Origin of the sequence: Shewanella denitrificans OS217, from assembly GCF_000013765.1 — a bacterium.
GTDB lineage: Bacteria > Pseudomonadota > Gammaproteobacteria > Enterobacterales > Shewanellaceae > Shewanella > Shewanella denitrificans.
In genome coordinates this window covers 1,191,022-1,216,514 of record NC_007954.1, presented here as the reverse complement: position 1 = coordinate 1,216,514, position 25,493 = coordinate 1,191,022, and the positions used below count along the sequence as shown (strand labels likewise).

Here is a 25,493-nt window from a genome sequence, read left to right as displayed (position 1 = left end):
CTTTAATTTTCATAGGCAATAAAGAAGGTTCCTTTAGCTAAAATGCCTTGGCGACACTCGAACCTATGGGGTATGGAGGCATTGAATTTTATCGCCTGGCCTGCTTTCACAGAAACCTGTTTTGAAGATAAGTACAGGCTCAGCTCCCCCTGTTCGACCCAGACATATTTAACCGCTGTGGATTTAGGGTTGGCTGAAAATTGAGTTTTACCCGCCTTGATAAAATAGAACTGATAGAGATCCGCCGGGGATGAACTCGATCTAGCCGCCAATTGATGACAAACAAAGGCACTAGCGCTTTTACTGACAATATTACTTTCCGATGGCGTCAGCACTTCCAAAGTATTTAACCCTTTTGGCACCTTAATAAAATCCTCAAGGCTTATACTCATCGCATCAGCTAATTTAGCCAATATCATGATAGTTGGGCTTTTTTGACCACTTTCTATCTGGGATATCATTGAGCGGCTCACCCCAGATCTATCAGCAAGTGATTGCAAGCTTTCATGGTTTGCCTGCCTGAAACTTCGGATGAACAAGCCAATATAATCAAAATTCATAAGGTGTCTACTATAGTGGATTTTACACACTATAGACTTCTTTTCGATAGCGTTAAAGTTTACAGTAATTGCTCTGTTAATCTGCAGTTGAATAGGGAAATACCATGAAAAATAAAGTCGTTGCGATTACCGGCGGTAACTCAGGGATAGGCTTAGCCATGTCGACACTCTTTTTAGAAAACGGCTATAAGGTTGCCATTTTTGCCCGCGATAGGGATAGCATGAAGCATTTTCAAGAGAAATCACCTAATGATGTATTGGTGTTCAAAGGTGATGTCAGTGTGAATAAAGACTTAGAAGATTTTTTCAACACCTGTTATGAATTGTGGGGCGGCATTGATACCTTGATAGCCAATGCAGGAATTGCCCAACCAGAAAACATTGCCGATGTCACAGAAGCAAGTTTCGATAAATGCATGAATATCAATGTTAAAGGGGTATTTTTTACCGTGCAAAAATCCTTAGGCTACTTAAATAAAGCCGCCTCAATTATCATACTCTCCTCTATTCAAGCACAGCGTGGTGCAGGTATTTGGTCAGTATATGGGGCAACCAAGGCCGCGGTGCGCTCCTTGACCCGCTCATTTGCCCAAGCTCTTGGCCCAGAAGGCATTAGAGTCAACACCTTATCTCCAGGAGTCACAGACACGCCGATATTAACAAAGTTTGGTTTTGCTGAAGATCAATTAGCAGACATCTTAGCCCAAGTGTCGGCGAACACTCCACTGGGTCGTATTGCAAGCCCTGCAGAAATCGCTAAATCGGCCTTGTTTTTAGCCTCTGATAACGCCTCATTTATCACAGGTGCTGATTTACAAGTAGATGGCGGTTTAGCGCAAATCTAACCACCATAGGCAGCCTAAGCATGATTCGAGCCTTATTTGGCGGAACGTTAAATTATAAAGTGGAAAACGCGTAAAACCCTGAATTAAGGTGCTTTACGGCCAAGCCCTCAAGTTCATGTATAGGAACTTGAGGGCTTTATCTTCAACAGATCAGGAATCTTCAAAGGCTAAATCAGTAGTAAAGACTAAGTTATCAGCCTAGCCCAGATTATTTTTTAGCATCAATAAAGGGCAGTGTGCCTGTGGGCAGCATAGTGGTGGGCAGTTTACCGTCCCAACGTTCGGCTTTGGTGAGCTCCACAAGATTTTGGTTTTGGGCCAGGGCTTCGGCGCGGCTTTTAATGGCGGTGGCTTCTGCAATACCCTTGATGCGAATACTCTCGGCTTCGGCTTTAGCACGGGCTAATTGTGAGTCGGCCTCAGCTTGAGCTTGAGTCACGGCAATTTGCGCACTCACCCGCTCTTTTTCTAAGTTTTGCAGCTGAGTCTGCACTTCCACTTCGGCGCGCATCCTGTCTTCCACTGATTTCTCGTAAGCGTTAGAAAAATCGATATTCTCAATCTGCACTGAGGTGATATCTACCGGCCCCTTGATTGACTTTTTAATGGCTTCGGTGACATCGATACCAAACTTGATGCGCTCTTGCACCACTGAAATAGCCGTGTATTTACCGAAGATATTCTCAACTTGGGTCGGCACTTGGCGGTCCAGTAAACGCGCTATCATCGAATCTATGCTTTTGAAGTTAGCATACACTTCCTCGACTTTATCAGGGGGAATGCTAAAAGTGACAGAGGCGCGCAGCGTGGCTGGCTGCTGATCGCGGCTGTAGGCCTGCAGCGCTTGGTAGCTCGTGGTGTGAGTCTGAGTGGATATGCGCACTACGGAATCAAACATGGGCAGTTTGAAACCAAGCCCTGGCTCTGCGGTGCCGATAATCTTACCATTTCTTAAGATAACGCCGCGCTCACCTTGGTCAACCGTATACCAGCTGCCAAATAGGGATATGAGTGCCAAGATAACAACCATGACGAGAATAATAGTGGTGAGGCTCAAACTATTTGAGAGCTTAGCGCTCAAATCAACATTGGGGGTACTTTTTAACATATTGCATCCTTTCTATCGTCATAATAGAGCCACAGTAAATGACATGAGGCACTGATACAAGGAGAATACCTTTTCAATCCATTTGAACCATTTAGCTTCTCCCCAATCACCCGCATCAATATATCCATGAGTTTCCTATGGGCTCGCGTGCAGCTAAAGTCGGCCAAACTTCATTTGGATCAAAGTCGCAGGGTATTGGGTGTAACTTGTGATTGCTATGTCAATTGAGTGCTCTATGTCTTAGCTATTAACAGATTAAAAACAACAAGGACGATAAAAAGTATGCCATCACCAAGTCGAGCTTAAAAGGTGCAATGAGAACAATCGATTAGCCGATTTCTTTTGCAACAAATCACTACCCTAATAAGGCAAAATCCTATAGCATGTTGCGTTAAAAAAGTGCGAGTAATTAAACTTTGGCTGGCATCATCCAAGTCCAATAAACAATTACAGCCTCGAAAATAGCACAACAGATAAATACCCCTAGCTTCTGGGTAATAAAAAGCTGTCATAACAAGATTGTAATAAGGAGATGTTTTGAAGAAATACATGGTTATTGAGAATTTCAAACCCGGTTTGATGGAAGAGAATTATAAAGTGTATAACGCCAAGGGACGTCAATTCCCAGAGGGGCTGCACTATTTAAATTCATGGGCAAACACAGAAAAAAACATTTGCTTTCAGCTGATGGAATCCAATGATGAAGCCCTGTTTTATGAGTGGTTTAAAAAGTGGGATAAGTTTGTTGATTTTGAACTATTCCCGCTGGATTAACATATAAAAATAAGCGAATTAACGAGACTCGCACGCGAACCCTTGTTCATTAACGGGTGTTTTTAATTAAAAATAGGTCTGATGGCTTAGCTCAGGCCTATCCTTTCGGCTAAACCAATCTCAAGCCCTAGCAGTCAAGGATAACGACTCGTGAATGCTAACAGTACGTGATTTTAACTATGCTGTTACAGCACTAATTTACTGACATTGGTTTTCGGCTCTGGTTTCTGTACATTAGGTTTGCGACACGGAACTGTCATCTCATTCGTTCATGCATATACTGGACGTTAAGCATCTAATCAAACACCGGAGTGATAAATTGCTAAATCTTAACGTGTTAATCCTTATGTTAAGTCTCATCGCCTATATTCCAACCTCATTTGCGAGTGCTATAACCGCAGAGGAGCAAGTGTTAAAGGTGGTCGATGAGATGAACTCCGCGTGGCTTGAGCAAGATCTCTCTCGGTGTATTTCATATTTCACCCTAGATACACATTTTGAGAACTCCTATGGCTGGTCTATTGCCAACCGTGAATCCCTTAAACACTTCCTTCAGGGCTTCCTGTTTGCAAAGTATCCTAAAATTGAGCAAAAATATGTCCACACTGGATCTACAGTTGAATTTTTAACCGCCGACATTGCCTTAGTTGAAGAAGCTAAGAGAATCGATTCACAAGACAGTCAATCCCCCCCAAGATGGGTAAGAACTAACTTCCTACTGAAGCAGATAGACGGTCAATGGTTAATTTGGAAGACACACAGCTGGACACCAAAATCCCATGACGTTCCACCTACAGACTTCGTTGTACCTAACAAATATCCACAGATTTTTAATTAACAGTCAGTAGATAAATGATGCATCCCAGTAAAATTGTCCGTGAAAAAATGTGCAAGCTTACCGACCTTCCCAATATCGCTAAGGCAGGCGCCGCTGACCTTGTTTTGCTTGGTATAAAACATGAAACAGAATTAGCATTATTAACCCTACCTGCCACATATATGTAGGGGCAAACACACTTAGGAGTATGTCGTAATGGATATGAATACATTAATCTTGTTTGTCATTGCAGCTTTATCTATAAACTTGATCCCAGGCCCCGACGTTATCTACATAGTAACCAATACAATGAAAGGGAAAATGAAATCAGGAATTAAGGCATCCTTAGGTTTGGGCGTGGGGTATTTGATTCATACTTTAGCAGCAGCGCTAGGTCTTTCTGCATTAATTTTGAGCTCTGCATTTTTGTTTACCCTGATTAAATATTTAGGTGCTATGTATCTCCTCTATTTAGGTTTAACGTCACTGTTAAATTGTTACAGAAAAAAATCTAAAATTTTGCTTGAAGACACTAACAAAAAAGATACTGGAGTGTTTAAACAGGGAGTCATTATTAGTGTGTTAAATCCTAAAGTAGCGATGTTCTTTCTGGCTTTCCTGCCTCAATTCATCGATCCTTTAGCAATTAATGCGACACAAAACTTATTAACTTTAGGCTTATTATTTAGTGTGTTAGCGACATCATGCAACTTATTATACGCAAGTCTAGGTAATGTTTTATTTAGTAGCCCTAAAGCGCAGAAATACTCAAGAGTACTTGAAGGTGTATCGGGAACTATTTTGGTTGGTTTAAGTGCAAAAATTGCATTAAGCAGTGATGAGTATTAACAATAATTAGCGGTGCCTGCCATAGTTAAATTCTCCATGATAACCAGATTAATTATTAAGAAATTGTCATTAAGCACAAAACAACATCCAATGCGAACCTTGTTGGGCGAAGCCCAGTGAGTATTTGTCCCAGCCGTGTTGTTTGCGGCGATTTTGGGCAACCATTTCTGCATCGTTATTGTTCTTTGTTTTTTGAATTGAACGATGAACCAATTGCTATACCGATGCCACTACCAAGTGCTATTCCGATGGATAGGCTGAACGGCAATATATCAAAAACAACACCACTTATAGCGCCGAGTGCAGAACCTATACCAGCACCTACAGCTATATAAACGCCCATTTTATGTTGCGGGAGATCTTCTTTATCTTGATTCGACATTTCAACGTTCCTTATTTATGAGCTATATCTGGTTGCCTAGCCTTTGTATTGTACGCAAGGAAAGTGGAAAAAGTGGCTGCATCTTTAGATTTAAGGCTTTAAGCCGTCAATTTACGCTAATGCTAACATGGTGAGCCATGGCGTTTCACCACGAGAAGGCGAGACGACCGTCCATCCCATGTCCGCTTTATGGCATCTGACCCACATGGAAGTGGGAAATGTCATTATGATGTCTGGAACATCATTGACCATGCCATCACGGCATGTGTGAGCCCTTTCACATCGACGGGATGTTCGAGCCCTCATGGATGACGCTTCACCTCACAACAGGCTGACTTGCGCACTAAAAGATAGCCAAATAAAAACAACAAACCTGTCACTAACCAAATCATACCGGTATAAAAAACAACTGAATTAACCATATCAGGATGACGGATCCACAGCTGCAATGGCAATACGCCACGAATAATACAAAGTGCTGCGATCGTGTATATGCCAAGCCTTAATAAAGGTAACTTTCTAATCATACCTGCACCAGATAGCGCATATAGTCCAACGACTGAGAAAATAACCGACACAAATATCGTTCCAATTGGCGCTAACCAAGTTCCATTTCTAGCTGATTCAATAATTTGAACTGGCGCCATTTGAGCTGAAAAACATTCAGGGCCAAAAAATAGACAAGACATATGCGCAATAGCAGTACCCACCGAAATTAAGGCAGCAAGAACTAAAAATGTAACTCCGTATTTTGATTTCACACGACACTCCATTTAAGCGCACAAGCTTTGTATTATGCGCATTTTGCTAAGGGTATTTACCTAGGCTATTTACTTATGAAGACGGGTCCAACTTTCTCGACAACACCTCAGACAATACCTCAGCCAACACACTGATACTACTCGTGAAAAAAACTTACATCAAGGTTAAGTACGCAAGGAATGTTGAAAAATAGATTTATAAGTCGATACTTAGATCCCTCTTAACACTGTGCTCACAGATGGCACCTATTCCCCTCGAAGTTGCCGACATATTCGCTTAAAAATACCGTGCAACCATCAGGGACGATGGTTAAGGCTCGTAGGGCACACGGATGTGCTGTCGAGCCGTTAGGTATTTTTACGTGAATATGAGGAGCAACAACTTCGCGGGCGGCGCGGAGGGAGATCCAAGGGGGAGGGATTGCTGTTGATCTTTCCCCCTTGGCCGAGTGTGAGCTGGAAGCTCACGACTTTGATCCAAGCTAAGCTTGGACATAGATGAGTCATCATGTTTAGCTCACTGCTAAACATAAAACGCTAGCCAATAAAAAACCCGCTTGCGCGGGTTTTAAGCTCAAACATTGGCGATGATAGTCAGCAATTAACGGGCGTTAGTGCTTTCGAAAATCTTGTCGGCAGAGGCGGCCACAAAACCTGGGTACAGCGTGCCATCGGCCATTGGGAAACGGCGAGCAAATTCATAGAAACAGCTTGGGACCATCTTGCTGCCATCGGTGAATTCGACCAAGGCTTCATCGGCTAAGGTTGATGATTGCTTCAGCATCACTTCCTGGCTGCCTTTGATTTCACCGCCTGAGGTGTTTAATGCAAAACCTGCCGCTTTCAAGGTATCGTTCACTGAGACTAAGGTCTCAAAGTTTTTCAGTGCATTCACTGACACGGTAAAGTGGTTGGCACGAAAGCCCCACACAGAAACCCATGCGGCGTATTCACTTTCTTTCACTAAGGTGTTGTAAGTCGCTTGATCGATTGACCAGTGACGCCCAGAGTAAAGGAAATTGTCAGCAGTCACGGCGGCAACATCGATTTGATCCACCAACTTGTGCACTATGGCTTGTAATTCAGGCGAGCATTTTTCCAATAACAACTCAGAAATAAACACCTTAGGCTGAGTTGGATCTGGATGCTCATAATGCTTGGCATAGAGTTTCTTAGCTTCGAAATGGTATTCACCATTTTCTTTGTAACCCAGCGCCAAGAAGTGGGCGGCGAGCTTGTCTAAGTTAATTTTCTCAATGTTGAAGGTGCGCAGGGCAATATGATCGTTTTGCACATCATCTTGCTGAGACGAGCCTAGCAAGGCATGAATTTTGGCTGCCGATGGGGTAACCGACACATAGTTTTGCCACAACTCAGAGAACAACTCATTAACTTGGGTATGCATACTACAAATTCCTAATAACTGTGGTGACGAATTTAATGATGACTATTTTGGGTGTTACACTCGCCTTAACCCCTATTTTGACATGCTATCAAACGGGGTTAAAGCGAGCTTTCTTTATTCTATAACAAGCCCTGGGCTTAAACTGGCTGGCAAGCTTACCGCCTGCGCTTCTACCGATGACACTGGGTAGGCACAATAGTCAGCGGCATAATAGGCGCTAGCTCTGTGGTTACCACTGGCACCAATACCGCCAAATGGCGCGGCGCTTGATGCGCCAGTAATCGGCTTGTTCCAATTGACTATGCCAGCACGAATGCGGCGATAGAAATGTTGGTAGTCTGTTTCGCTGTCGGCCAATAATCCTGCCGATAAGCCAAAGGAGGTGTTATTGGCTTCATCGATGGCGGCATCAAAATCTGTGTAACGGTAGACTTTTAATAACGGCCCAAAATGCTCTTCATCCGCAAGCGGGCTTGCATCTGTCACATCGATAATACCTGGGGTCACAAAGCCAAGGCCTGGCGTCACTTGAGTCAGCTCAATCAGAGACACGCCACCAGCGGCTTGGATATCGGCCTGAGCCTTCACCATACCGGCAGCGGCTTTGTCGCTTATCATGGCGCCAAAGAAAGGCTGGGTCTCAGCAAACGGGTCGCCTAGGGCAATTTTAGCCGTCGAGGTTAACAATTTAGCCAAGATGGCATCGCCATTAGCGGTTTTGGGAATAAATAATCGTCTGGCGCAGGTGCATCGCTGGCCGCTACTGATGAACGCCGACTGAATAATATCGTGCACTGCGGCATCGACATTGGCCACTTCGGTGATGATAAGCGGGTTATTACCGCCCATCTCCAAGGCCAAAATTTTACCTGGTTGTCCTGCATATTGCTGATGCAGCAGGTGACCGGTATTGGAGCTACCAGTAAAGAACAAACCATCGATGCCCTTGTGGCTAGCTAATGCCTTACCTGTCGCTATCTCGCCCTGTAACAAATTCAGTACGCCATTAGGAAGCCCAGCTTGCTGCCATAACTGCATAGTAAGCTCAGCCACTTTGGGTGTTAACTCTGATGGCTTAAACAGCACAGTATTACCGGCGATAAGCGCAGGCACTATATGACCATTGGGTAAGTGGCCTGGGAAGTTATAAGGGCCAAATACCGCCACCACACCGTGAGGCTTATGACGAATAAAGGCTTTGGCGCCTGGCATAGGGTTTTCAACCGTGCCGGTACGCTCTGCATTTGCCTTAATAGAAATGGCGATTTTACCTGTCATGGCGCCCACTTCGGTGCGGCTTTCCCACAGGGCTTTACCTGTCTCTAACGCGATAGTGCGCGCAAATAGCTCGGCGTGCTCTTTAAGCTGCTCGGCAAAAGCTTCAACTATGACCAAACGCTCAGTCAAGCTCATGGCTGACCAAGTATAAAAAGCCGCTCTTGCGCTAGTAATAGCCGCATCCACTTGGCCCGCATCAGCGCCTAAGCCTTGCCAGATCACTTCGCCATTGGCAGGATTCACTGAACTGAATGATGGCCCTTTACCTGCAAGCCATTGGCCGGCAATAAACTGGGTTTGCGTAAGTGGGGTTAACTGTTCAAGTTGATTCATTTGGCACCTTTATCAAGATTTAGGTAGCGTACGTTGTCGCCATTTTGCACATTTAGCGCATCTGCAATCGCACTGGTGACAACCAGAGTATGGGAGGCTTTATCTAAGTAACAGTTATCACTGAAGGTGGCTCTAAATTGCTCGGTCTCACAGTTGCATATGCCTAACTGGCTCGGCCCTGTTAACTGTTCATCAGTGGATATTTGCACTTTAATTTTATGGCTTAGACGCACAGATTTTATCTGCTTAAGCTGGGCTTCGACGGTCGGGCCTGCATCGAATAAATCCACATAGCCTCTGTGAGTAAAGCCTTCTTTTTCAAGCAGTTTAAGCGCAGGCATAGTGTTATGGTGCACTTTACCTATCACTTGCTGCGCTTCAACCGGCAATAATCCCACATAAATGGGGTAGCGCGGCATTAAATCGGCAATAAAGCCTTTTTTACCCACACCAATCAAATAATCGGCCTTAGAAAACTCCATATTAAAGAAGTTGTTCTGCAACCAGTGCCAAAAAGGCGGGATGCCATTTTCATCGGCTTCGCCGCGCATCTCGGCAATCACAAGCTTTGCAAAGCGCTGTGGCTGCTCGGCCATAAACATAAAGCGCACTTTGGATAAGAAACGGCCATTTAAGCCAACCCGAAAGGGTTCCCGTAAAAACAGACTGCACACTTCCGTGCTGCCAGTGTAATCATTGCATAGGGTCAAGACTTCAACCGGGTTGACGGCCTTAAGCTCTGCGCTATGATGCACCACTGTACTTTTGTGAAAATGATAGAAAGGGTTATTGAGTCCCACTGCGGCTTCTATGCCTGTGGTGCCCAAAATCTCACCGGTTTGGGTGTCTTCCATTACAAACAAGTAGCCTTGCTCACCCGGAGACTTTATATCGGCAGCAAAGCTTTGCTCGGAATGGGCAATCTTATGGCTAAGCTTTTGCTCATCCATAGGCAGCGAGGTAAAACCTGCACCAGATTCAGTGGCAATTTGTAATAGCGCCGAATAGTCGGCGGCCTTAATTGGGCGAATAAGTAACATAAGCGGTTTCCATGATAAAACATTCTTGGCAAGCAGAGCTGATGAGTGAACTCTGATGTTCTGTTTACCAAGGAGACGAGATAAATTCGGGCATTAGCCTGAAGCTAGCGCCCGAATTTACCTGACGATTAAAAGCTTAATCGCGTCTCGTTAAACTGCTTTAGCCGCTGCAACGACTTTAGCCACAGCGCGCTCAAAACGGGCAAGACCTTGTGACACATCTTCTTTGGGGATCACAAGTGATGGCGCCATGCGCACAACGTTTGCCCCAGCCATCAATACCAACAAGCCTTCATCGGCGGCGGCGAGCATAAACTCACGGGCCTTACCGGCGTAATCGGCATTAAGCACAGCGCCGAGTAACAAGCCTTTACCGCGCACTTCGCTAAATACTTTATATTTATCGTTAATGGCGTTGATACCTTCACGGAACCACTGCTCACGCTCTTTTACGCCATCGAGCACTGCGCTAGTGTTCACCGTATTGAATGCCGCAAGGCCTACTGCACAAGCCAATGGGTTACCGCCATAGGTGCTGCCGTGAGTGCCGACAACAAGATGCTTAGCAATCTCAGTGGTAGTTAACATGGCGCCAATAGGGAAGCCGCCACCTAAGGCTTTAGCCGTAGTTAATACGTCAGGCACTACGCCTAAGCCCATGTAGGCATAAAGCTCGCCCGTACGGCCAACACCGGTTTGTACTTCGTCAAACACTAATAAGGCATTGTGCTTGTCACATAATTCACGCACACCTTGAATGAATTCTGGGGTTGGCGAAATAATGCCGCCCTCGCCTTGTAATGGCTCAAGTACCACGGCGCAGGTGTTGTCAGAAATCAGCGCTTTAACACTGTCTAAATTGTTGTATTCAGCGTGGTCAATATCACCAGGCTTAGGACCAAAGCCGTCAGAATAAGCCGCTTGACCGCCCACTGATACGGTAAATAAGGTGCGGCCATGGAAAGCTTGCTTAAAGGCGATGATTTGCGATTTATGCGGGCCATAGTTGTTCAGTGCCACGCGGCGAACCAATTTAAGTGCCGCTTCGTTTGATTCAGCACCTGAGTTGGCAAAATACACTTTCTCGGCGAACGTGTTATCCACCAGCGCTTTAGCTAGCATCAATGCAGGCTCATTGGTCATGGTGTTGGATAAATGCCATAACTTGTTGGCTTGCTCGGTTAAGGCATTAACCAATACAGGGTGACAGTGGCCTAGGCAGTTAACCGCAATACCACCAGCGAAATCGACAAATTCACGTCCTTGCTGATCCCAGATACGTGAGCCTTCGCCTTTAACGGGAATGATCGCCGATGGCGCATAGTTAGGAACCATCACTTCATCGAATAAACTTCTGCTGATTTGCATACTGACCTCTGATTGTAATTATGAACTTGCTGCAACCCAGTGTGCGGCGAGTAATTTAGTTATTCCTTTATTATATTGAGCACAAATAGCGAAATGCAGCTGCAGATTTAACAAAATTACGCTAAAATCTACCAATTTAACCAACCAACTGGTCATTGTGAGCAATATGATAAACAAAGAAGATGAACGACTACTGTCGCTATTAAGAAACAATGCCAGAATGAGCATCTCAGACCTAGCCCGCAGCCTAGACTTATCCCGCTCAACCGTACAGGCTCGCATCGCTAAGCTTGAGCAAAATGGCATCATTAAAGGCTATGTGGTGGAGTACGGCGAAGCCTATATCAGTAACTTAGTCTCGGCTCATGTGTCCATTAAGGTGAAGCAAAAGTTCACCACTAAAACCAATGTGGAACTCAGAAAGATGCACAAGATTTCGGCCCTGTATGCCATATCCGGTGAATATGACTTGATTGCGGTGGTGCAAGCCCAGACCACTGAAGAACTCAGCCACTTGCTTGATGATATTGGCAACTTAGATGGGGTTGAGCGCACCAACTCTGCGGTGATCTTAGAAACTAAATTTACCCGCTAAATCATAGCGGCTTATATTCAGTGTCACTCTCTATTTATAGGGTAACGATTATTCCGAATCACTCTATTTAAGCTCACCGTTAGTAACAAATCATTATGGAACCTATAATAACTGATGCTACTCTAGCCGAAGGTTAATATAAGCCGAGTTTAATTAATTTAAGCGATAAAAAGGATTTTATGATGTTCAGCGCATCGATACACGGCAATTTGCTCAGGGTATTATCTCAAGCCTTAGCCATAACGGGCTTATTTATGGGTCAAGGTGCCCTATCTGCTCGACCTTTATTCGCGGTTCTTGCTTGTTTAAGTTTGATCACCTTTAGTGGCACTAGCCTTGCTGAGCATGCCAAGTTAATTGATGTTGAAGTGTTAACCCAGCAATTATCCCATGAGCACGGCACCCAATCACAAGTGAACAGCATCATCTTAGCCGCAGAAGACAGCTGGCCCCCTTTTGCCGATCAGTTTGGCAAGGGTATTTCTCATCAACTGGTCAAGTCTGCCTTTGCTGAAGTGGGCATCCGCGTGGAAACCTTAGTTGTGCCTTACTCTCGTGGCCTTCGAATGGCTGAACGCGGCAATGTGGACGGTGTCTTTAATGTCACCAGAGAAGTTAGCACTCAAGATAAATTCATCTTCGGTCAGCAACCATTGTTTCAGGCCTCCGCCTCTTTCTATCAGCATAAATCGCACCCCATCAGCGCCAAAAGTAAATATGACTTAGCCCCGAAGGCTGTGATTGGCGTCATCAAAGGCTACGAATACGGCGATGAATTTCCCCAATTGGTGAAGCAAAAAGACTGGGTACTATTTATTGCCAATAACCAGATGCAATTGATCAACATGTTGTTAGTCAACCGAATTGATTTAGCCGTGATGTTTGATGCCGTGGCCAAGGAGCAGCTCACTCAGATGGGCGTTAATGAAGAAATCCAGCCGATATTTAACAATCACCAGAGTGACATTTTTGTCGCGTTTTCCAAGCAACAACCAAATTCATCACTGTTAGCAAAAAAACTCGATGAAGGCTTAATCAAGCTGAAAAGTCAGGGACAATACGCTAAACTCCTGCTTCCTTTGAAAAATTGAGTCATCTACGCCATGTCCAGCCCAGCTGCAATCAGTCCAATTTACCACTTTCCAGTGCAAATTTATTACGAAGATACTGATTTTTCAGGGGTTGTATATCATCCTAATTTTCTTAAATATTTCGAACGTGCCCGTGAACATGTGATTGGCGCTGAGCGCTTAAACCAACTGTGGCAGCAACTTGGGCTAGGTTTTGCTGTCTATCGCAGCGATATGTTGTGTCATGATGGGGTGGAATTTGCGGAAATCGTCGATGTGCAGACACAATTTTACTTCGAAAGTAAGTATCGCACTGTGTGGCAGCAATCCATTTGGCGCCCTAATAGTCAAAAAGCCGCGGTCACGGCCACCATTGAAATGGTGTGCATGAATAAGGCGCGTCAGTTAGTACCCATGCCTATGGCGCTGATGGCCCAGCTACAGCATAACTTTACCTCGGCATAGCTAAATATTAGCTAAGCATTAGCGTAACCTGAAGACTCAAAAGACTACTGTCAAAGTTTAACCATGGGTGAAAGAGTTGAACTGTCTTCGACTTTCCCGAGTTTAATCGAAGGAGCTAAATTAACCGATTAGTGTTGGGTGTCCATATTTATTCAAGGCGTTGCGTCCTTGGTTGAAGCGCTTGTTATAAGCAATCTAATGATTATTCACATTAAAATTAAAAATTTTATTAATGAGGTAGAAAATAAAACCATAGCTTAAAAAAGCCAAAACTCCGATGCTAATCAAAAATAAAATTACATTAAAATAACCTATTTTCTCAATAGATACATTTTCATCTCGCTGAAAACCAAACCATAAACCAACTATATTAATCAATAAAACAAGTGTGAAACTCGCAGTTCCAGTTCCAAGGGTATAGATACACAGCTTAACAAGCAGGTGTTCTGGTCTAATTCCATCGGACACTTAATTTTGAGACAGTATGGTCAATAAATTAAGAGGTCTATATGAGTCTAAAAAAATCACATAAGAGTTATCCTCAAGCATATAAAGATGAAGCCGTCTTGATGGTGCTAGAGCAAGGTTATAGCGTTGCTGATGCAGCAAAGTCTCTTGGGGTTAGCACTAGTCTGCTTTACAACTGGAAGGAAAAACACCAAGCCCTACAACAAGGTATCGCCTTAGAAGAATCGGAACGTGATGAGTTAAAAAGATTGCGTAGAGAAAACAAAGAATTACGCATGGAGAAAGAAATTCTAAAAAAGGCAAGTGCCTTCTTTGCGAGAGAAATGAAGTAAAATTTCGCTTCATCAAACAGCAATCAAACCTGTTCCCTATAGCACTGTTATGTCGAGTAATGAGTGTCAGTAAGTCAGGCTATTACGATTGGCATAAACGCCCTACAAATGTGATAAGCCTTGAAACATTGAAGCTTTATCGCCTTGTTCGACAGCTATTTAAGCAAAGTCGAGGCAGCTTAGGGAATCGTGAAATGGTGAAGAAATTGCGCAAGGAAGGCTACCAGGTTGGTCGCTATCTCGTTCGTAAAATTATGCACCGCCTTCGACTCAAAGCTACCCAGCGACGAGCTTACAAGGTGACGACACAGCGAAAACACTCTGATGCAGTGGCTGATAATCTGTTAAACATGAACTTTAACCCAGTATCCGCAAATCAGGTTTGGGCAGGTGACGTGACCTATTTAAAGACAGGTGAAGGCTGGATGTACTTGGCAGTGGTAATGGATTTATATTCACGCCGGATTGTTGGATGGCACATAGACAAGCGTATGACCACGGATTTGATATCTAAGGCATTAATGAAAGCCTACAACCTGCGTCAACCGGCCAGAGGGCTGGTATTTCACAGTGACCGAGGCTCACAGTATACCAGCAAGCAATTCGGTAAGCTGCTATCGAGCTATGGTATCCGAGCCAGTATGGGGGATGTGGGTGCGTGTTGGGATAATGCCGTCGTTGAACGTTTCTTTGGTAGTTTGAAACACGATTGGATTTTTAAAGTTGCTCAACCAACAAGGGAGTTTATGAAGCAAGATGTGACTGCTTACATGAAATATTACAACTTGGAGCGACTTCATTCTGCTAATGGTGATCTGTCACCTGTAGAATTTGAAAATTCTCAACTAAAAGTGTCCAATTTGGGTTGACCAGTACAATGCGCTTAGAAAGTGAGTTTAAGTCTTGATATATATCGTCTTCATTTATATCTAACTTATACAATGTTTTACGTATTGCCATAGCCGCTTCTTCATCGAAGACAAATTTTATCAACTCTGATCCAAGTCCATTCTCTTCCATGATTTCTTCGATTCCTTTAGGGTTGCTTCCATGAATGGTAAAGCATCCTTTTTGCGCACTTACTCGCTTGTTAGTGAAAGGCATTTTTACAGCAAGAGGGTTTTTTTCAAACTCAAAATCATCACCCTCTTTTTTACGTAGAGGGCTTGGCAAATATTTCTCTCCAGTTGTGGCCTTTCCTATTGCTGTAGGTATCACACGTCGATTTAGAAAATTAAGGTTATTTAGCATCCCGGTAGTCATCCCCCAAACAACACGATCAATAGCACTTCCGGCATCATCCACATCTGCATCACCGTCTAGTGCAAAATACAAGGCCACTATTACAGATGTTGACCAATCGAGTAATCGTGTCGGGAAACCATAATGTTGCATCAAACTATACAACTCCCAGTTACTTTCAATATAGTCATGATGATTTTGATAGGATGCCATAAAATCTAAAACGGCACTTACCTCTTTCCAACCATTCAAATCAAAACGAACTGAACCAGGAATCAAAGAGTAATTTTTATTTGTTACACCTCTGAACCATAGTTCCTTACCAAGACTTTCCATTTCAGAGATTAAACCTTCAAAAGAAGTAATCCTTATTTCCCTAATCATATAAATTCATAACCCTAGTAAAATTTAACGCCCTGTTCTAGGGAATCCCCTGATAATTGCTTTTATTTTCAATTTAGTAGACACGCATGGTGCTATCTGTTCTAATCAATTTCGCCACTCTTACTCAAGATGGCTACTAAAACTAACACCATATGTGTTGCTGGCAAACTTAAGCATATATTACACGATTTACTCAAAAAACAATGCCCTCATTCTTATAATATAAGCATCAAACATCGCGCGGTAATATCAGTTGTCTGACTAGAAAAAAGTACGACGAAGGCAAGAATTAACACCCAATTCCGTTAAAAAAGTTGTCGATAATATACTGGGTATTAAACGAATATATCTAACTGGTTCATACCGCTGGCAGACCGAAATTATGAGGGGATCCGCCAGCGCCGTAATAAAAGGCACAAAATAGCAGACTAATCTTGGCGAAGAAGGAGCACAAAACTGCTGTTTTGTGTTCTTTGTTTAATTACTTTTTTAGGTTTACTTTTGCAACGAATACTTACCCCAAATAAATACCCTTTCGAAAAAGTAGCCACATAATGAACTCGGCAAAATAACTAGTAAACCGTATATAATTACTAACCAAAATCCTTGTAGGTGGTCTAGATGTTTCACAACTAAAGCCAACGAAAAGTAATTACAAACACCACACAGTATCCCTACAATAGATACAAGCCATTTTCGCCCATTAGTGGTTACTTTCCAGCTTGAAAGACTTATTCCCTTCAAATCATTGAAAAAAGACTTTGTAGTCAAAGCCGACGAAAAAAAACCAAATAAAATGAAAATCACTAATTCCGTGCCTTTTAGCTCAACCAAAGGTATTGAAGCTAAAGTGAATGAAATCAGAGTTATCCATGCTAGAAAAATGCGCATTTCTGAGTAAACCTAACAGCGTATTAACGCAAATTTCGGGAAAGCATCCTAAAACAATCTCTCAATCTTCGACTTATTTACGCTAAAATTATTATTTATTTTAACAACTTACCAGTTAATAAGTTGCTTATCAATCACTTTAAGGCTAAGCACTCTTTATTGGAAGGAAGTAATAATTTAGATATTCAAGAATAGCCCTGCTTTAACCATGGCTGACTCTGCAATCAAGGTAACCCTCACAACTTAGACTAATACTTAAATTAATAACAAAACAAGCTGGGGTTTTTAATGGCTTAATTGCTGATTCAAGGTAATGAATTGGGTTTGAAACGCCTCGGGCTCAAGGGGCTTAGCGTAATAATCACCTTGAATGGTATCGACGCCAAAACTTTTAAGCTGCTCAAGTACTGTTTTAGACTCGACCCCTTCGACCGTGACTTCAAAGCCTAAATTTTTTGCCAATTCTATACTACTCTTAATCAATTGTTTACTTCTATTATCCGAGTCAAAATCCTCCAAAAAAGCCTTATCGATTTTAACTTCATCCACAGGTAAGAATCTCAGATACGCTAGCGATGAGTGACCTGTACCGAAGTCATCGATGGCGAGTTTCACGCCTATCTTTCTAAGGGCTTCTAAGCAGCTAATGGTGCGTTCGAGATCGGCCATTAATACGCTTTCAGTCATCTCTATCATTAAGTTCGCTGCAGGCACTTGATAATGCTTAAGTTTGGCGCTGATTTCCTCAGCCAATTGGGGGTTATCTATGTCCGTGGTGGAGAGATTGACCGCCACCTTGACCTGCATTCCTTGGGCTTGCCAAGCGGCTTGTTGGGCTAATACTTTATCTAACACCCAAAAGCTGATGAGCTCTATCATGCCAGCATATTCCACTAAGGGGATAAATTCAGCAGGAGACAGCTTGCCAAGGCTTGGGTGTTGCCAACGAATAAGCGCTTCCACTTGTTGACAGTTACCAGTATGTAAATCGAGTTTGGCTTGATATACCAAGTGCAACTGGCCTTCTAATAAGGCTTTGGGCAATGAGTTGATGATGAGCAGCTCTCGATACTGCACCTTATCGTCATCTTGTTGGTAATAAGCCATGGCATTCTTACTCTGCTTGGCTTTTTTCAACGCCAGATCTAAACGCCTCAACATTAGGCTCATGTCGGCATTATGATGGCTGAGTTCTAACACACCCAGTTGCATTTTCACGCTAATGGGCGTTTTCTCTATGACAAACGCCCTTTGTAAGTTTTGCTTTATGATGAGCAAACTCTCAGGGCTGAGCTCATTTTTATAAAATAGCAAGAACTCATCGCCGTTCATGCGCGATACAAAATCAGGACTGGGGTTAAGAGATGTGACTCTTTTGGCGAAGTCTTGCAGCAGCAAATCACCAAAGGCGAAGCCAAACAAGTTATTTACAAAGCGAAATCGTTGAATATCAACTAAGACTAGCATGCCAGTTTTAACAGGAAGTTGCTGTTTTAGGTAGCGTTTAAAGCCGACTCGATTGGCAAGCCCAGTCAGCTTGTCATGTTCGATGGAAAAAGGAGAGAGCTGTAAGAGTTGTTGCAATGCCCGCACTAGTGGATGAAACAAGACAGGCACAGTGTCAAATTTAAGCAGTTTATCCTCAGTTTTTAATGACTCGATGACTTGGGTCAAGCTGGATAAAAAAACCATCTGGCGGCGTAAAAATAATAAGCAAACACAAGCGGCAATCATAAATACAGCGGTTAACCCTGTTATGACTAACAAAAGCAGATTAATGACCGACACTATGAGTTAACTCCTTGTAATTAAAAACTGCCCCTCTATTGGAATGAAAAACTAGTCTAGTGGTAACTTTGTTTGATGGAGTGAAAGGTATCTATAAATTCATCGCTGGCTAAATCTTCAGGGGTCACAGGTAAGCCTCGCTCGGCAAACACCCCTAGACGCTGCTGTAATTCATCTCCCGCACGAAGCTCGCCAGTATAAAACGCGGCGGCGCGGATAAAATCGACGTAGTTTACTGTTTCGGGTAAATAACTTAAATCACTCCAACGCTCGACCACTTCCATCACTTCTGGAGCGAAGTCCCAACTTTTCAACACGGCGCGGCCGATTGGCCCTTGCATCTTTCTCACCAATAAACGCAATTGATCTATGCTGGTAAACAGCTCGGGCTGAGATTCAGCTTCAGTGAGTACAGGTAAAGCCCCAATATTGTGGACTAGGCCTGCAAGTGTCAGGGTTTCCCTGTCTAACGCTTTCGATGGGTTGCGTCTGTTGTACATCAACAGTATTGAGCCTGCTGCCGCGGTCACCTCAATGGAGGTGTGCCACACCTCATCCATGACTTCCCAAACCATCTCATTACTTGAAATAAACAACTGCTCCATGGCAACCGAAGTGGCGATGGTTTTAATTTTAACCAGACCGATGCGATTCACCGCTGCGCGAATATTTTCGGCTTTAGGACCACGGCAATACATCACACTGTTGGCCACTTTGACAATACGGGCTGAAATGGCCGCATCTTGACCTATGATATCACCCACCTGTTTGAGGCTAGTCTCAGGACGAGCGACCACTTCTTGTACTCGCATTGCCACTTCAGGCAAGGTCGGAAGCACCAAGGCATCTTCTTTGAGTTTTTTGAGTAATCCAACTAGGACCTGATGTTCTGCTGTCATAGGGTTAGCATCCAATAGCGCTATTTGTTTTTCTTAATTGAAGATTATACCAGCTGAGACAAAATGTGGACGGGCAAAATGGAAGAAAAATGCAAGTTTTTTAAAATCTTGAGCGAATTATACTGGTTTACCACATACAAGCCCCGCGCCCCATAAGGTCCATGACCGCAAGTCGATCTAGCGCACACTTTGACAGCCAAAATTTGCGACTCATATAAGCTGGTTCTAGAATGCAGCCCCACGCATTTTGCGTCACCACTTTTTATGACATTTGAGATCAAGCATGTTTAAACCTGAGTTATTATCCCCCGCTGGCACCCTGAAGAACATGCGCTATGCCTTCGCCTATGGCGCAGATGCAGTTTACGCAGGCCAGCCCAGGTACAGCCTTAGGGTACGTAATAATGAATTTAACATGGAAAACTTGGCCTCAGGCATTCAAGAAGCGCACGCCTTAGGTAAAAAGCTCTATGTGGTGAGTAATATTGCGCCCCACAATGCCAAATTAAAAACCTATATCAAAGATATGCAACCTGTAGTGGCCATGCAGCCAGATGCGTTGATCATGTCTGACCCTGGACTCATTATGATGGTGCGCGAAGCCTTTCCTCGGCAAGTGGTGCATTTATCGGTGCAAGCAAACGCCATTAACTGGGCCTCGGTAAAGTTTTGGCAACAGCAAGGCATTAAGCGGGTGATTTTATCCCGAGAGTTGTCTTTAGATGAAATTGAAGAAATTCGTCAGCGCTGCCCAGATATCGAGCTTGAAGTATTCGTTCATGGCGCCCTGTGCATGGCCTACTCTGGCCGCTGCCTGTTATCTGGCTACATTAATAAACGTGACCCAAACCAAGGCACTTGCACTAATAGTTGTCGCTGGAAATACGATGCCCATGAAGCCAAGCAAGATGACAATGGTGACATCATAGCGCTGCAGCCAAGCCCTTCTATTTACACGCCAAGGGATGCACAGATTGGCGCCGTACAAATGCAAATGCCCACCTTAGGTGCAGGCGCCCCAACAGATAAGATGTTTTTACTGGAGGAGCCAGGCCGCCCCGGTGAACTCATGCCAGCTTTTGAGGATGAGCATGGCACTTATATCATGAACTCTAAAGACTTACGGGCCATTCAGCATGTTGAGCGCCTAGCGAAAATGGGCATAGATTCATTAAAAATTGAAGGCCGCACTAAATCTTTCTATTACGTTGCCCGCACCGCGCAGTTATACCGTCAAGCCATAGAAGATGCCGCCAGTGGTAAAGATTTTGACCGCACCTTAATGCACAACCTTGAGGGGCTCGCTCATCGCGGCTACACCGAAGGCTTCTTACGCCGCCATGTGCATGATGAATACCAAAACTATGATCACGGTTATTCCATCAGTGACACCCAGCAATTTGTCGGTGAGTTTACGGCTAAGCGTAACGATGCCGGCATGGCCGAGATTGATGTGAAAAATAAGTTTTCCGTGGGCGATAGTGTTGAAGTGATGACGCCCCAAGGCAACTTCACCTTGACCATAGATGCGCTACTTAACCGTAAAGGTGAGAATGTCGAAGCGGGTCTGGGGTCTGGACATTTTGTGTTCATGACCATAGCCCCAGAGGTGGATTTAACCAAGGCGATATTGATGCGCAACTTGCCGCAAGGCATGGACAGCCGTAATCCGCACTCATCAGGCTGTGCTTAATGGCACTCTTGATCGATGACAGCTGCATAAATTGCGACATGTGCGAGCCTGAATGTCCAAATCAGGCCATCGCCCTTGGGGAAGAAATCTATGAAATCGACCCCAAGCTATGCACTGAATGCGTGGGGCACTACGACAAACCCACTTGTATTTCGGTGTGCCCTATCGATTGCATCGCCATTGACCCTGAGCATAAAGAATCCCAAGACGCGCTATTGATTAAATACGCCACTCTCACAGGCAAGCTTTCGGGTTAGTTGTTCTTTAACTCAATCGAGTGAGCAACTTAGATTATCTGGAGTTTGTGCTATGTCTTTTTGAGTGCTTAGCAGGTTGCTATCTTTGGGTTCTAGACTCAGCGCTTTTTCGATGGTTTCCATTGCCTGTTGCTTGCAACCAAACAAAGACAAACTATAGGCGTAATTATTCAAATAAGCTGCCTGTTGTCCTGCATAAACTAATCCCTGTTGATACCAAAATATGGCCTTGGCATTATCATTAGCCAAATAATAATTTCCGAGTAAAAAGTAATTTAACCAATAGTCAGGCCATTGTTTAGTCGCTTTTTCAAGCGCATTAACTCCGAAAGTAGGTTGCCCACTGCTGAGCAGATCTTGGGCTGCGCTGGCATAAATAAAAGGGTCAAAATGTTTACTGCTAATATCGGTTGGCACTATGGCCAACAACCAATACTCACCCCGCTGCCAGGTTCTTTCAAATACCTCAAGTTCGGCAATACGATGTTTATCAACCCCCGAATGCATTACAAGATACTGATTATTAAGATCATAACCTGTCACTACCGCGTAATGCCACATGGGGAACCAAGAGGTCGATACATTTTGTAAAACAATAACGGGAATATCTTCACTCACCAAAGAAAGTAGCTGCGCCAGATTGCCTGGACTTGCATAGGCAAGTAATTCCTGTTGGCGGGCAGCCGCCACCATTTCAATTTGCAAACTGCCTTGCAAATCGGGAATAAAAAGCGCCGGAGCGATTTGCTGAGGCGTTTTGCTTATGCCATAAAAATTAAAGACTTCTGAAAGCGTAGTGGGGCCGCAGAAATAATCCTCTTGAGGATAAAAAGGCACTCCTGTAATTTGATGTTTAAGCGGGATATCCGGTGGATTAGCCAACAATATGCTTGTTTGGGGAGGTACGGATAGGCAACCGCTAAGAAATAAACAAAAGCCAATAATAACAATGGCTTTTGTTAGCATGCTACTTCTACTCATAGTATAAAATACAATTTAGTTTATTGGCCGAATAAAGGAAAACACATCGGTAACACCCACCAAGTCGAGTACCACTAACACCACTAATACAGTAACAACAACCCCAACTATGCCACCAGCGGCTGTAGGCATATCATTTATCTGGCTGTTTAATTTCATTAACTCTTGATCTGTCATACTGGCGATACGCATTTCCGCATCCTCGATGCTAACCCCAAGAGTCACCAGTTTATCTTGCACCTCAGCACTATTAAGCATCTCTAAAACCTGCTGTTTAGTGTACATACTTTGCTGTTGAGCAATAACTTGCTCCGAGGAGATTAAGCCAGCATTGACGGTCGAAATACACGTCAAGCAAGTTAGCATTGTTACGGCTACCGCAAGCACTTTCTTCATTGGATGTCCTTTAATTTTGCGAAGGTAAATTTCTCATCAAGAGTAGGGTTAATACTGAGTAATAACAAGGTATATAGCCATTAAGCTGAAATGAGTAAAGATTGATTAATTCTACTTAGCTTCCCCCTCTTTAGTGGCTGCAAATAAATGACTATGGACCTAAATCCAAACTGAGACGTTTTCGACTAAAAAATGTGTGTTATGTTTATGTTTTATAATAGATTAGCCTGACTTATAATCAGCGTTATGCAGGTAAAGCCAATAATTAAAGTAGAATCGCAGATGAAAACCCCAATCTCAAATGAGACTCAGCAAGACGCCCTAGCCGCGGCCAAGGCCATTCAGAAGCCTGGGCAAACTAAAGAGCAAACCCGGCTCATCGCCCAAGGGATTGAAAAAGGCATTACCGAGTATAAAAAGCAGCAAAAAGCCAAATCACGGGAACGGGATAAAGCCCGTAAACTGCAATTAAAAGCGAAATCTCGCCCAGCAAAGGATCAAAGCGATGATCTCGATAACAATGAAACCTCTGGCACTCAAACTCAATTCACCACAGCGACTTGGATAGTCATCACCTTATTACTCTTAAGTTGGGCCTGTTTTGGCGTTTATCTGGCCAAGGTTTAAAATATTATTCCTCTTTACGGCTTCATATCATATTCTAAGCTGAGAGCTCACCTTGGGATCATGTCACCCCAAGCTTGGAACTGAAATCATCAGCTAACACACCTTGGCTTTGCTGCATGCGCCCAAGACTTGCCAATCATGACGCGGCCACTTGGCTGTGTGATTGCAGCATTTCAAGCCCTTGAGAGCACTTTTCAATACTGACACGGATAACCTTTGGCAATGCATCAAGCTCTATGGCAAGCAGTAAGTTTTTTACCTCAAGCCCAAGCTCGGTATCCCCTTCTATCAAGAGTTTTCGCTGGAAAAACAAGCTGTCCGGGTCTTCCTTGCCCGAAGCAATTAAGAGTAATTCAGGCACATTGGCACTAAAGCTCACATCCGCTTGCCTAGGTGATCGCAGTTGTAAGACTCTAGTGTCAACATCTTGCCCAGGGATTAACTCAAGCTTGATGCTTAACTCAAAACTGAGCCCAATATCCAGCACCTCAATGTTGACCCATTTATCAGTCAAAAAATCCAACTCACCTTGCTGTAGCGAATGCTTTAGCCCTAACTCGAGCACTTTTCTTATGGCCTCATGTTTATATTTCTGCGGCACGAGTGCCAGGGAATGACGGCTAAGTTTTGGGGCTTGGTTTAAGATGGTTTGAGCCAATTGATGCTTCACAGCACTAAGCATGGGGATCTCCTACAGTAAGTAATCACAATTTCAAACCAGTTTACTCAGTATTTGTTTCTCAAAACCTGTTTCAAATCAAACCTTGTTCACTCAATCACTTTTACACTGCCCGCTCACCCAGTTGATAATAAAATTGCGAGATACATCATGGAACTCCTCTGCCCGGCCGGTAACCTTGCCGCCCTAAAAGCCGCCTTCAATGCTGGCGCCGATGCCGTCTACCTAGGCCTTAAAGATGATACGAATGCCCGCTCCTTCGCTGGACTTAACTTCACCCCAGAACAAATTAAGCACGCCACGCAGCTTGCTCATCGACAAGGCCGTCACGTGTTCTTAACCATCAATACCTTCCCCAAACCCGGTGAAGAGTGGCGCTGGTATGACGCCATCGACTTAGCCGCCAGGCTTGAGATGGACGCGCTAATTGTCGCAGACCTCTCTCTACTCAGTTATGCCCATGAGCACTACCCTCAATTAGCCCTTCATTTATCAGTACAAGCAAGTGCCACCAACTTAGGTGCGCTGTCATTCTATAAAAACGCTTTTAATATCCAGCGCGCCGTGCTGCCAAGGGTATTGTCCATGAAGCAAGTGCGTGATTTATCCAAAGTCAGCCCGGTAGATTTAGAAGTATTTGCCTTTGGCAGTTTATGCATCATGGCCGAAGGGCGCTGTCACTTATCCTCTTATGTGACCGGTCAGTCCCCCAATACCGGCGGCTCTTGCTCACCCGCTAAGCATGTGCGCTGGCAAGATGAAGGTAAGCACAGGATGACTCGCCTCAATGAAGTCTTGATAGACAAGGCCGATGAAACCGAGCAACTGGGCTACCCTGTGGTCTGCAAGGGCCGCTATGTGGCAGAAGAAGAGTCTGAGGCAAAATACTTACTGGAATCCCCCACCAGCTTAAACACGTTAAGCCTATTGCCAGAACTTGCTGCAAGTGGCATTAAGTCACTCAAAATTGAAGGCCGTCAGCGCAGCCCAGCCTATGTGGAACAAGTCACCCGGGTTTGGCGCAGCGCCATCGACACTTACTTTGCCAACCCAAGCGCCTACCATGAAACCCAAGAGTGGCAGCGAGTGCTTGGCAAAGTATCCGAAGGGCAAACCACCACCTTGGGCGCTTATGAACGTCAATGGCAATAAGCCCATGAATCAATAAACAATCAAGATAAATACAGTCATTTACTAGGTATTCGA

Annotated in this window: 27 protein-coding genes; 13 read left to right on the top strand and 14 right to left on the bottom strand. The window is 44.1% G+C overall.

What is annotated here, in order from left to right; genetic code table 11:
• Positions 1-2 precede the first annotated feature (2 nt).
• Positions 3-560, bottom strand: a complete 558-nt coding sequence (locus tag SDEN_RS05550) for a helix-turn-helix domain-containing protein (RefSeq protein ID WP_041405693.1) — start codon at positions 558-560, stop codon at positions 3-5.
• A 104-nt stretch (positions 561-664) separates the two neighbouring features.
• Here SDEN_RS05550 and SDEN_RS05545 point away from each other — a divergent pair, with 104 nt between their 5' ends.
• Positions 665-1,405 (top strand): SDR family NAD(P)-dependent oxidoreductase, encoded by a 741-nt coding sequence (locus SDEN_RS05545; protein ID WP_011495513.1) that lies wholly within the window; start codon positions 665-667, stop codon positions 1,403-1,405.
• Positions 1,406-1,613: 208 nt separating this feature from the next.
• Here SDEN_RS05545 and SDEN_RS05540 read toward each other — a convergent pair whose 3' ends face one another.
• Complete coding sequence (locus SDEN_RS05540; protein ID WP_408640238.1) at positions 1,614-2,435, bottom strand: prohibitin family protein; 822 nt, start codon at positions 2,433-2,435, stop codon at positions 1,614-1,616.
• 615 nt (positions 2,436-3,050) lie between these two features.
• On the opposite strand from SDEN_RS05540, the gene SDEN_RS05535 reads away from it, so the two are divergent.
• The 3 genes from SDEN_RS05535 (at position 3,051) to SDEN_RS05520 (ending at position 4,953) form a co-directional block, all read left to right on the top strand.
• Positions 3,051-3,287, top strand: coding sequence for a DUF3303 domain-containing protein (locus SDEN_RS05535; protein ID WP_011495511.1), 237 nt, complete (start codon positions 3,051-3,053; stop codon positions 3,285-3,287).
• A gap of 346 nt (positions 3,288-3,633) precedes the next feature.
• Positions 3,634-4,125, top strand: a complete 492-nt coding sequence (locus SDEN_RS05530) for an SgcJ/EcaC family oxidoreductase (RefSeq protein WP_198134631.1) — start codon at positions 3,634-3,636, stop codon at positions 4,123-4,125.
• Between the two features lie 195 nt (positions 4,126-4,320).
• Positions 4,321-4,953: a LysE family translocator gene (locus SDEN_RS05520; protein WP_011495509.1), complete on the top strand. Its 633-nt coding sequence runs from the start codon at positions 4,321-4,323 to the stop codon at positions 4,951-4,953.
• 175 nt (positions 4,954-5,128) lie between these two features.
• Here the strand turns inward: SDEN_RS05520 and SDEN_RS05515 are convergent, their stop codons facing one another.
• From SDEN_RS05515 to SDEN_RS05490, 6 genes are all read right to left on the bottom strand, one after another.
• A complete protein-coding gene (locus tag SDEN_RS05515) occupies positions 5,129-5,335 on the bottom strand; it encodes a hypothetical protein (RefSeq protein WP_041405692.1) in 207 nt (68 codons plus the stop codon).
• Between the two features lie 302 nt (positions 5,336-5,637).
• The gene (locus SDEN_RS05510; RefSeq protein WP_011495508.1) at positions 5,638-6,096 is read right to left on the bottom strand and encodes a hypothetical protein; all 459 of its coding nucleotides are present in this window, start codon (positions 6,094-6,096) and stop codon (positions 5,638-5,640) included.
• Positions 6,097-6,697: 601 nt separating this feature from the next.
• The gene (locus tag SDEN_RS05505; protein ID WP_011495507.1) at positions 6,698-7,501 is read right to left on the bottom strand and encodes a DUF1338 domain-containing protein; all 804 of its coding nucleotides are present in this window, start codon (positions 7,499-7,501) and stop codon (positions 6,698-6,700) included.
• Between the two features lie 114 nt (positions 7,502-7,615).
• Positions 7,616-9,112, bottom strand: a complete 1,497-nt coding sequence (gene astD, locus SDEN_RS05500) for a succinylglutamate-semialdehyde dehydrogenase (protein WP_011495506.1) — start codon at positions 9,110-9,112, stop codon at positions 7,616-7,618.
• Positions 9,109-10,152, bottom strand: coding sequence for an arginine N-succinyltransferase (gene astA, locus SDEN_RS05495; protein WP_011495505.1), 1,044 nt, complete (start codon positions 10,150-10,152; stop codon positions 9,109-9,111). Before astA ends, astD begins: the two co-directional genes overlap by 4 nt.
• Before the next feature lie 150 nt (positions 10,153-10,302).
• Entirely contained in the window at positions 10,303-11,520 is a 1,218-nt protein-coding gene (locus SDEN_RS05490) for an aspartate aminotransferase family protein (protein ID WP_011495504.1), read from the bottom strand.
• 166 nt (positions 11,521-11,686) lie between these two features.
• Here SDEN_RS05490 and SDEN_RS05485 point away from each other — a divergent pair, with 166 nt between their 5' ends.
• The 4 genes from SDEN_RS05485 to SDEN_RS05460 all read left to right on the top strand — a co-directional run bounded on the left by SDEN_RS05485 (position 11,687) and on the right by SDEN_RS05460 (position 15,319).
• Positions 11,687-12,115: an Lrp/AsnC family transcriptional regulator gene (locus tag SDEN_RS05485; protein WP_011495503.1), complete on the top strand. Its 429-nt coding sequence runs from the start codon at positions 11,687-11,689 to the stop codon at positions 12,113-12,115.
• A 179-nt stretch (positions 12,116-12,294) separates the two neighbouring features.
• The gene (locus SDEN_RS05480; RefSeq protein WP_011495502.1) at positions 12,295-13,206 is read left to right on the top strand and encodes a substrate-binding periplasmic protein; all 912 of its coding nucleotides are present in this window, start codon (positions 12,295-12,297) and stop codon (positions 13,204-13,206) included.
• A 12-nt stretch (positions 13,207-13,218) separates the two neighbouring features.
• Complete coding sequence (locus SDEN_RS05475) at positions 13,219-13,650, top strand: thioesterase family protein (protein ID WP_011495501.1); 432 nt, start codon at positions 13,219-13,221, stop codon at positions 13,648-13,650.
• Between the two features lie 509 nt (positions 13,651-14,159).
• Positions 14,160-15,319, top strand: a protein-coding gene (locus tag SDEN_RS05460) for an IS3-like element ISSde6 family transposase (RefSeq protein ID WP_086022092.1) whose coding sequence is annotated in 2 segments (ribosomal slippage) — positions 14,160-14,409 and positions 14,409-15,319 — 1,161 coding nt in all. Because the reading frame shifts where the segments join, the coding sequence is not laid out codon by codon here.
• On the opposite strand, the gene SDEN_RS05455 is transcribed toward SDEN_RS05460, so the two are convergent.
• Entirely contained in the window at positions 15,255-16,076 is an 822-nt protein-coding gene (locus SDEN_RS05455; protein ID WP_011495500.1) for an FRG domain-containing protein, read from the bottom strand. The genes SDEN_RS05460 and SDEN_RS05455 overlap by 65 nt on opposite strands.
• Before the next feature lie 706 nt (positions 16,077-16,782).
• On the opposite strand from SDEN_RS05455, the gene SDEN_RS20655 reads away from it, so the two are divergent.
• Positions 16,783-16,977 (top strand): hypothetical protein, encoded by a 195-nt coding sequence (locus SDEN_RS20655; RefSeq protein ID WP_041405690.1) that lies wholly within the window; start codon positions 16,783-16,785, stop codon positions 16,975-16,977.
• Between the two features lie 275 nt (positions 16,978-17,252).
• On the opposite strand, the gene SDEN_RS05445 is transcribed toward SDEN_RS20655, so the two are convergent.
• Entirely contained in the window at positions 17,253-18,755 is a 1,503-nt protein-coding gene (locus SDEN_RS05445) for a putative bifunctional diguanylate cyclase/phosphodiesterase (protein WP_011495499.1), read from the bottom strand.
• A 56-nt stretch (positions 18,756-18,811) separates the two neighbouring features.
• Positions 18,812-19,654, bottom strand: a complete 843-nt coding sequence (locus tag SDEN_RS05440) for an HDOD domain-containing protein (RefSeq protein ID WP_011495498.1) — start codon at positions 19,652-19,654, stop codon at positions 18,812-18,814.
• A 283-nt stretch (positions 19,655-19,937) separates the two neighbouring features.
• Here SDEN_RS05440 and yegQ point away from each other — a divergent pair, with 283 nt between their 5' ends.
• On the top strand, positions 19,938-21,347 hold the full coding sequence (gene yegQ, locus SDEN_RS05435) for a tRNA 5-hydroxyuridine modification protein YegQ (protein ID WP_011495497.1): 1,410 nt from the start codon (positions 19,938-19,940) through the stop codon (positions 21,345-21,347).
• Positions 21,347-21,604: a YfhL family 4Fe-4S dicluster ferredoxin gene (locus tag SDEN_RS05430; RefSeq protein WP_011495496.1), complete on the top strand. Its 258-nt coding sequence runs from the start codon at positions 21,347-21,349 to the stop codon at positions 21,602-21,604. Before yegQ ends, SDEN_RS05430 begins: the two co-directional genes overlap by 1 nt.
• Positions 21,605-21,616: 12 nt before the next feature.
• On the opposite strand, the gene SDEN_RS05425 is transcribed toward SDEN_RS05430, so the two are convergent.
• Both SDEN_RS05425 and SDEN_RS05420 read right to left on the bottom strand, forming a co-directional pair.
• Entirely contained in the window at positions 21,617-22,585 is a 969-nt protein-coding gene (locus SDEN_RS05425; protein WP_011495495.1) for a PA2778 family cysteine peptidase, read from the bottom strand.
• Between the two features lie 15 nt (positions 22,586-22,600).
• Positions 22,601-22,981: a PA2779 family protein gene (locus tag SDEN_RS05420; protein WP_011495494.1), complete on the bottom strand. Its 381-nt coding sequence runs from the start codon at positions 22,979-22,981 to the stop codon at positions 22,601-22,603.
• Positions 22,982-23,263: 282 nt separating this feature from the next.
• Between SDEN_RS05420 and SDEN_RS05415 the strand changes: the two genes are divergently transcribed.
• Positions 23,264-23,608, top strand: a complete 345-nt coding sequence (locus SDEN_RS05415) for a DUF2956 domain-containing protein (protein WP_041405688.1) — start codon at positions 23,264-23,266, stop codon at positions 23,606-23,608.
• Positions 23,609-23,744: 136 nt separating this feature from the next.
• Here SDEN_RS05415 and SDEN_RS05410 read toward each other — a convergent pair whose 3' ends face one another.
• Positions 23,745-24,290 (bottom strand): ubiquinone anaerobic biosynthesis accessory factor UbiT, encoded by a 546-nt coding sequence (locus SDEN_RS05410; protein WP_011495492.1) that lies wholly within the window; start codon positions 24,288-24,290, stop codon positions 23,745-23,747.
• Between the two features lie 147 nt (positions 24,291-24,437).
• Here SDEN_RS05410 and SDEN_RS05405 point away from each other — a divergent pair, with 147 nt between their 5' ends.
• The gene (locus SDEN_RS05405) at positions 24,438-25,439 is read left to right on the top strand and encodes a ubiquinone anaerobic biosynthesis protein UbiU (protein ID WP_011495491.1); all 1,002 of its coding nucleotides are present in this window, start codon (positions 24,438-24,440) and stop codon (positions 25,437-25,439) included.
• The last annotated feature ends 54 nt before the right edge of the window (positions 25,440-25,493 follow it).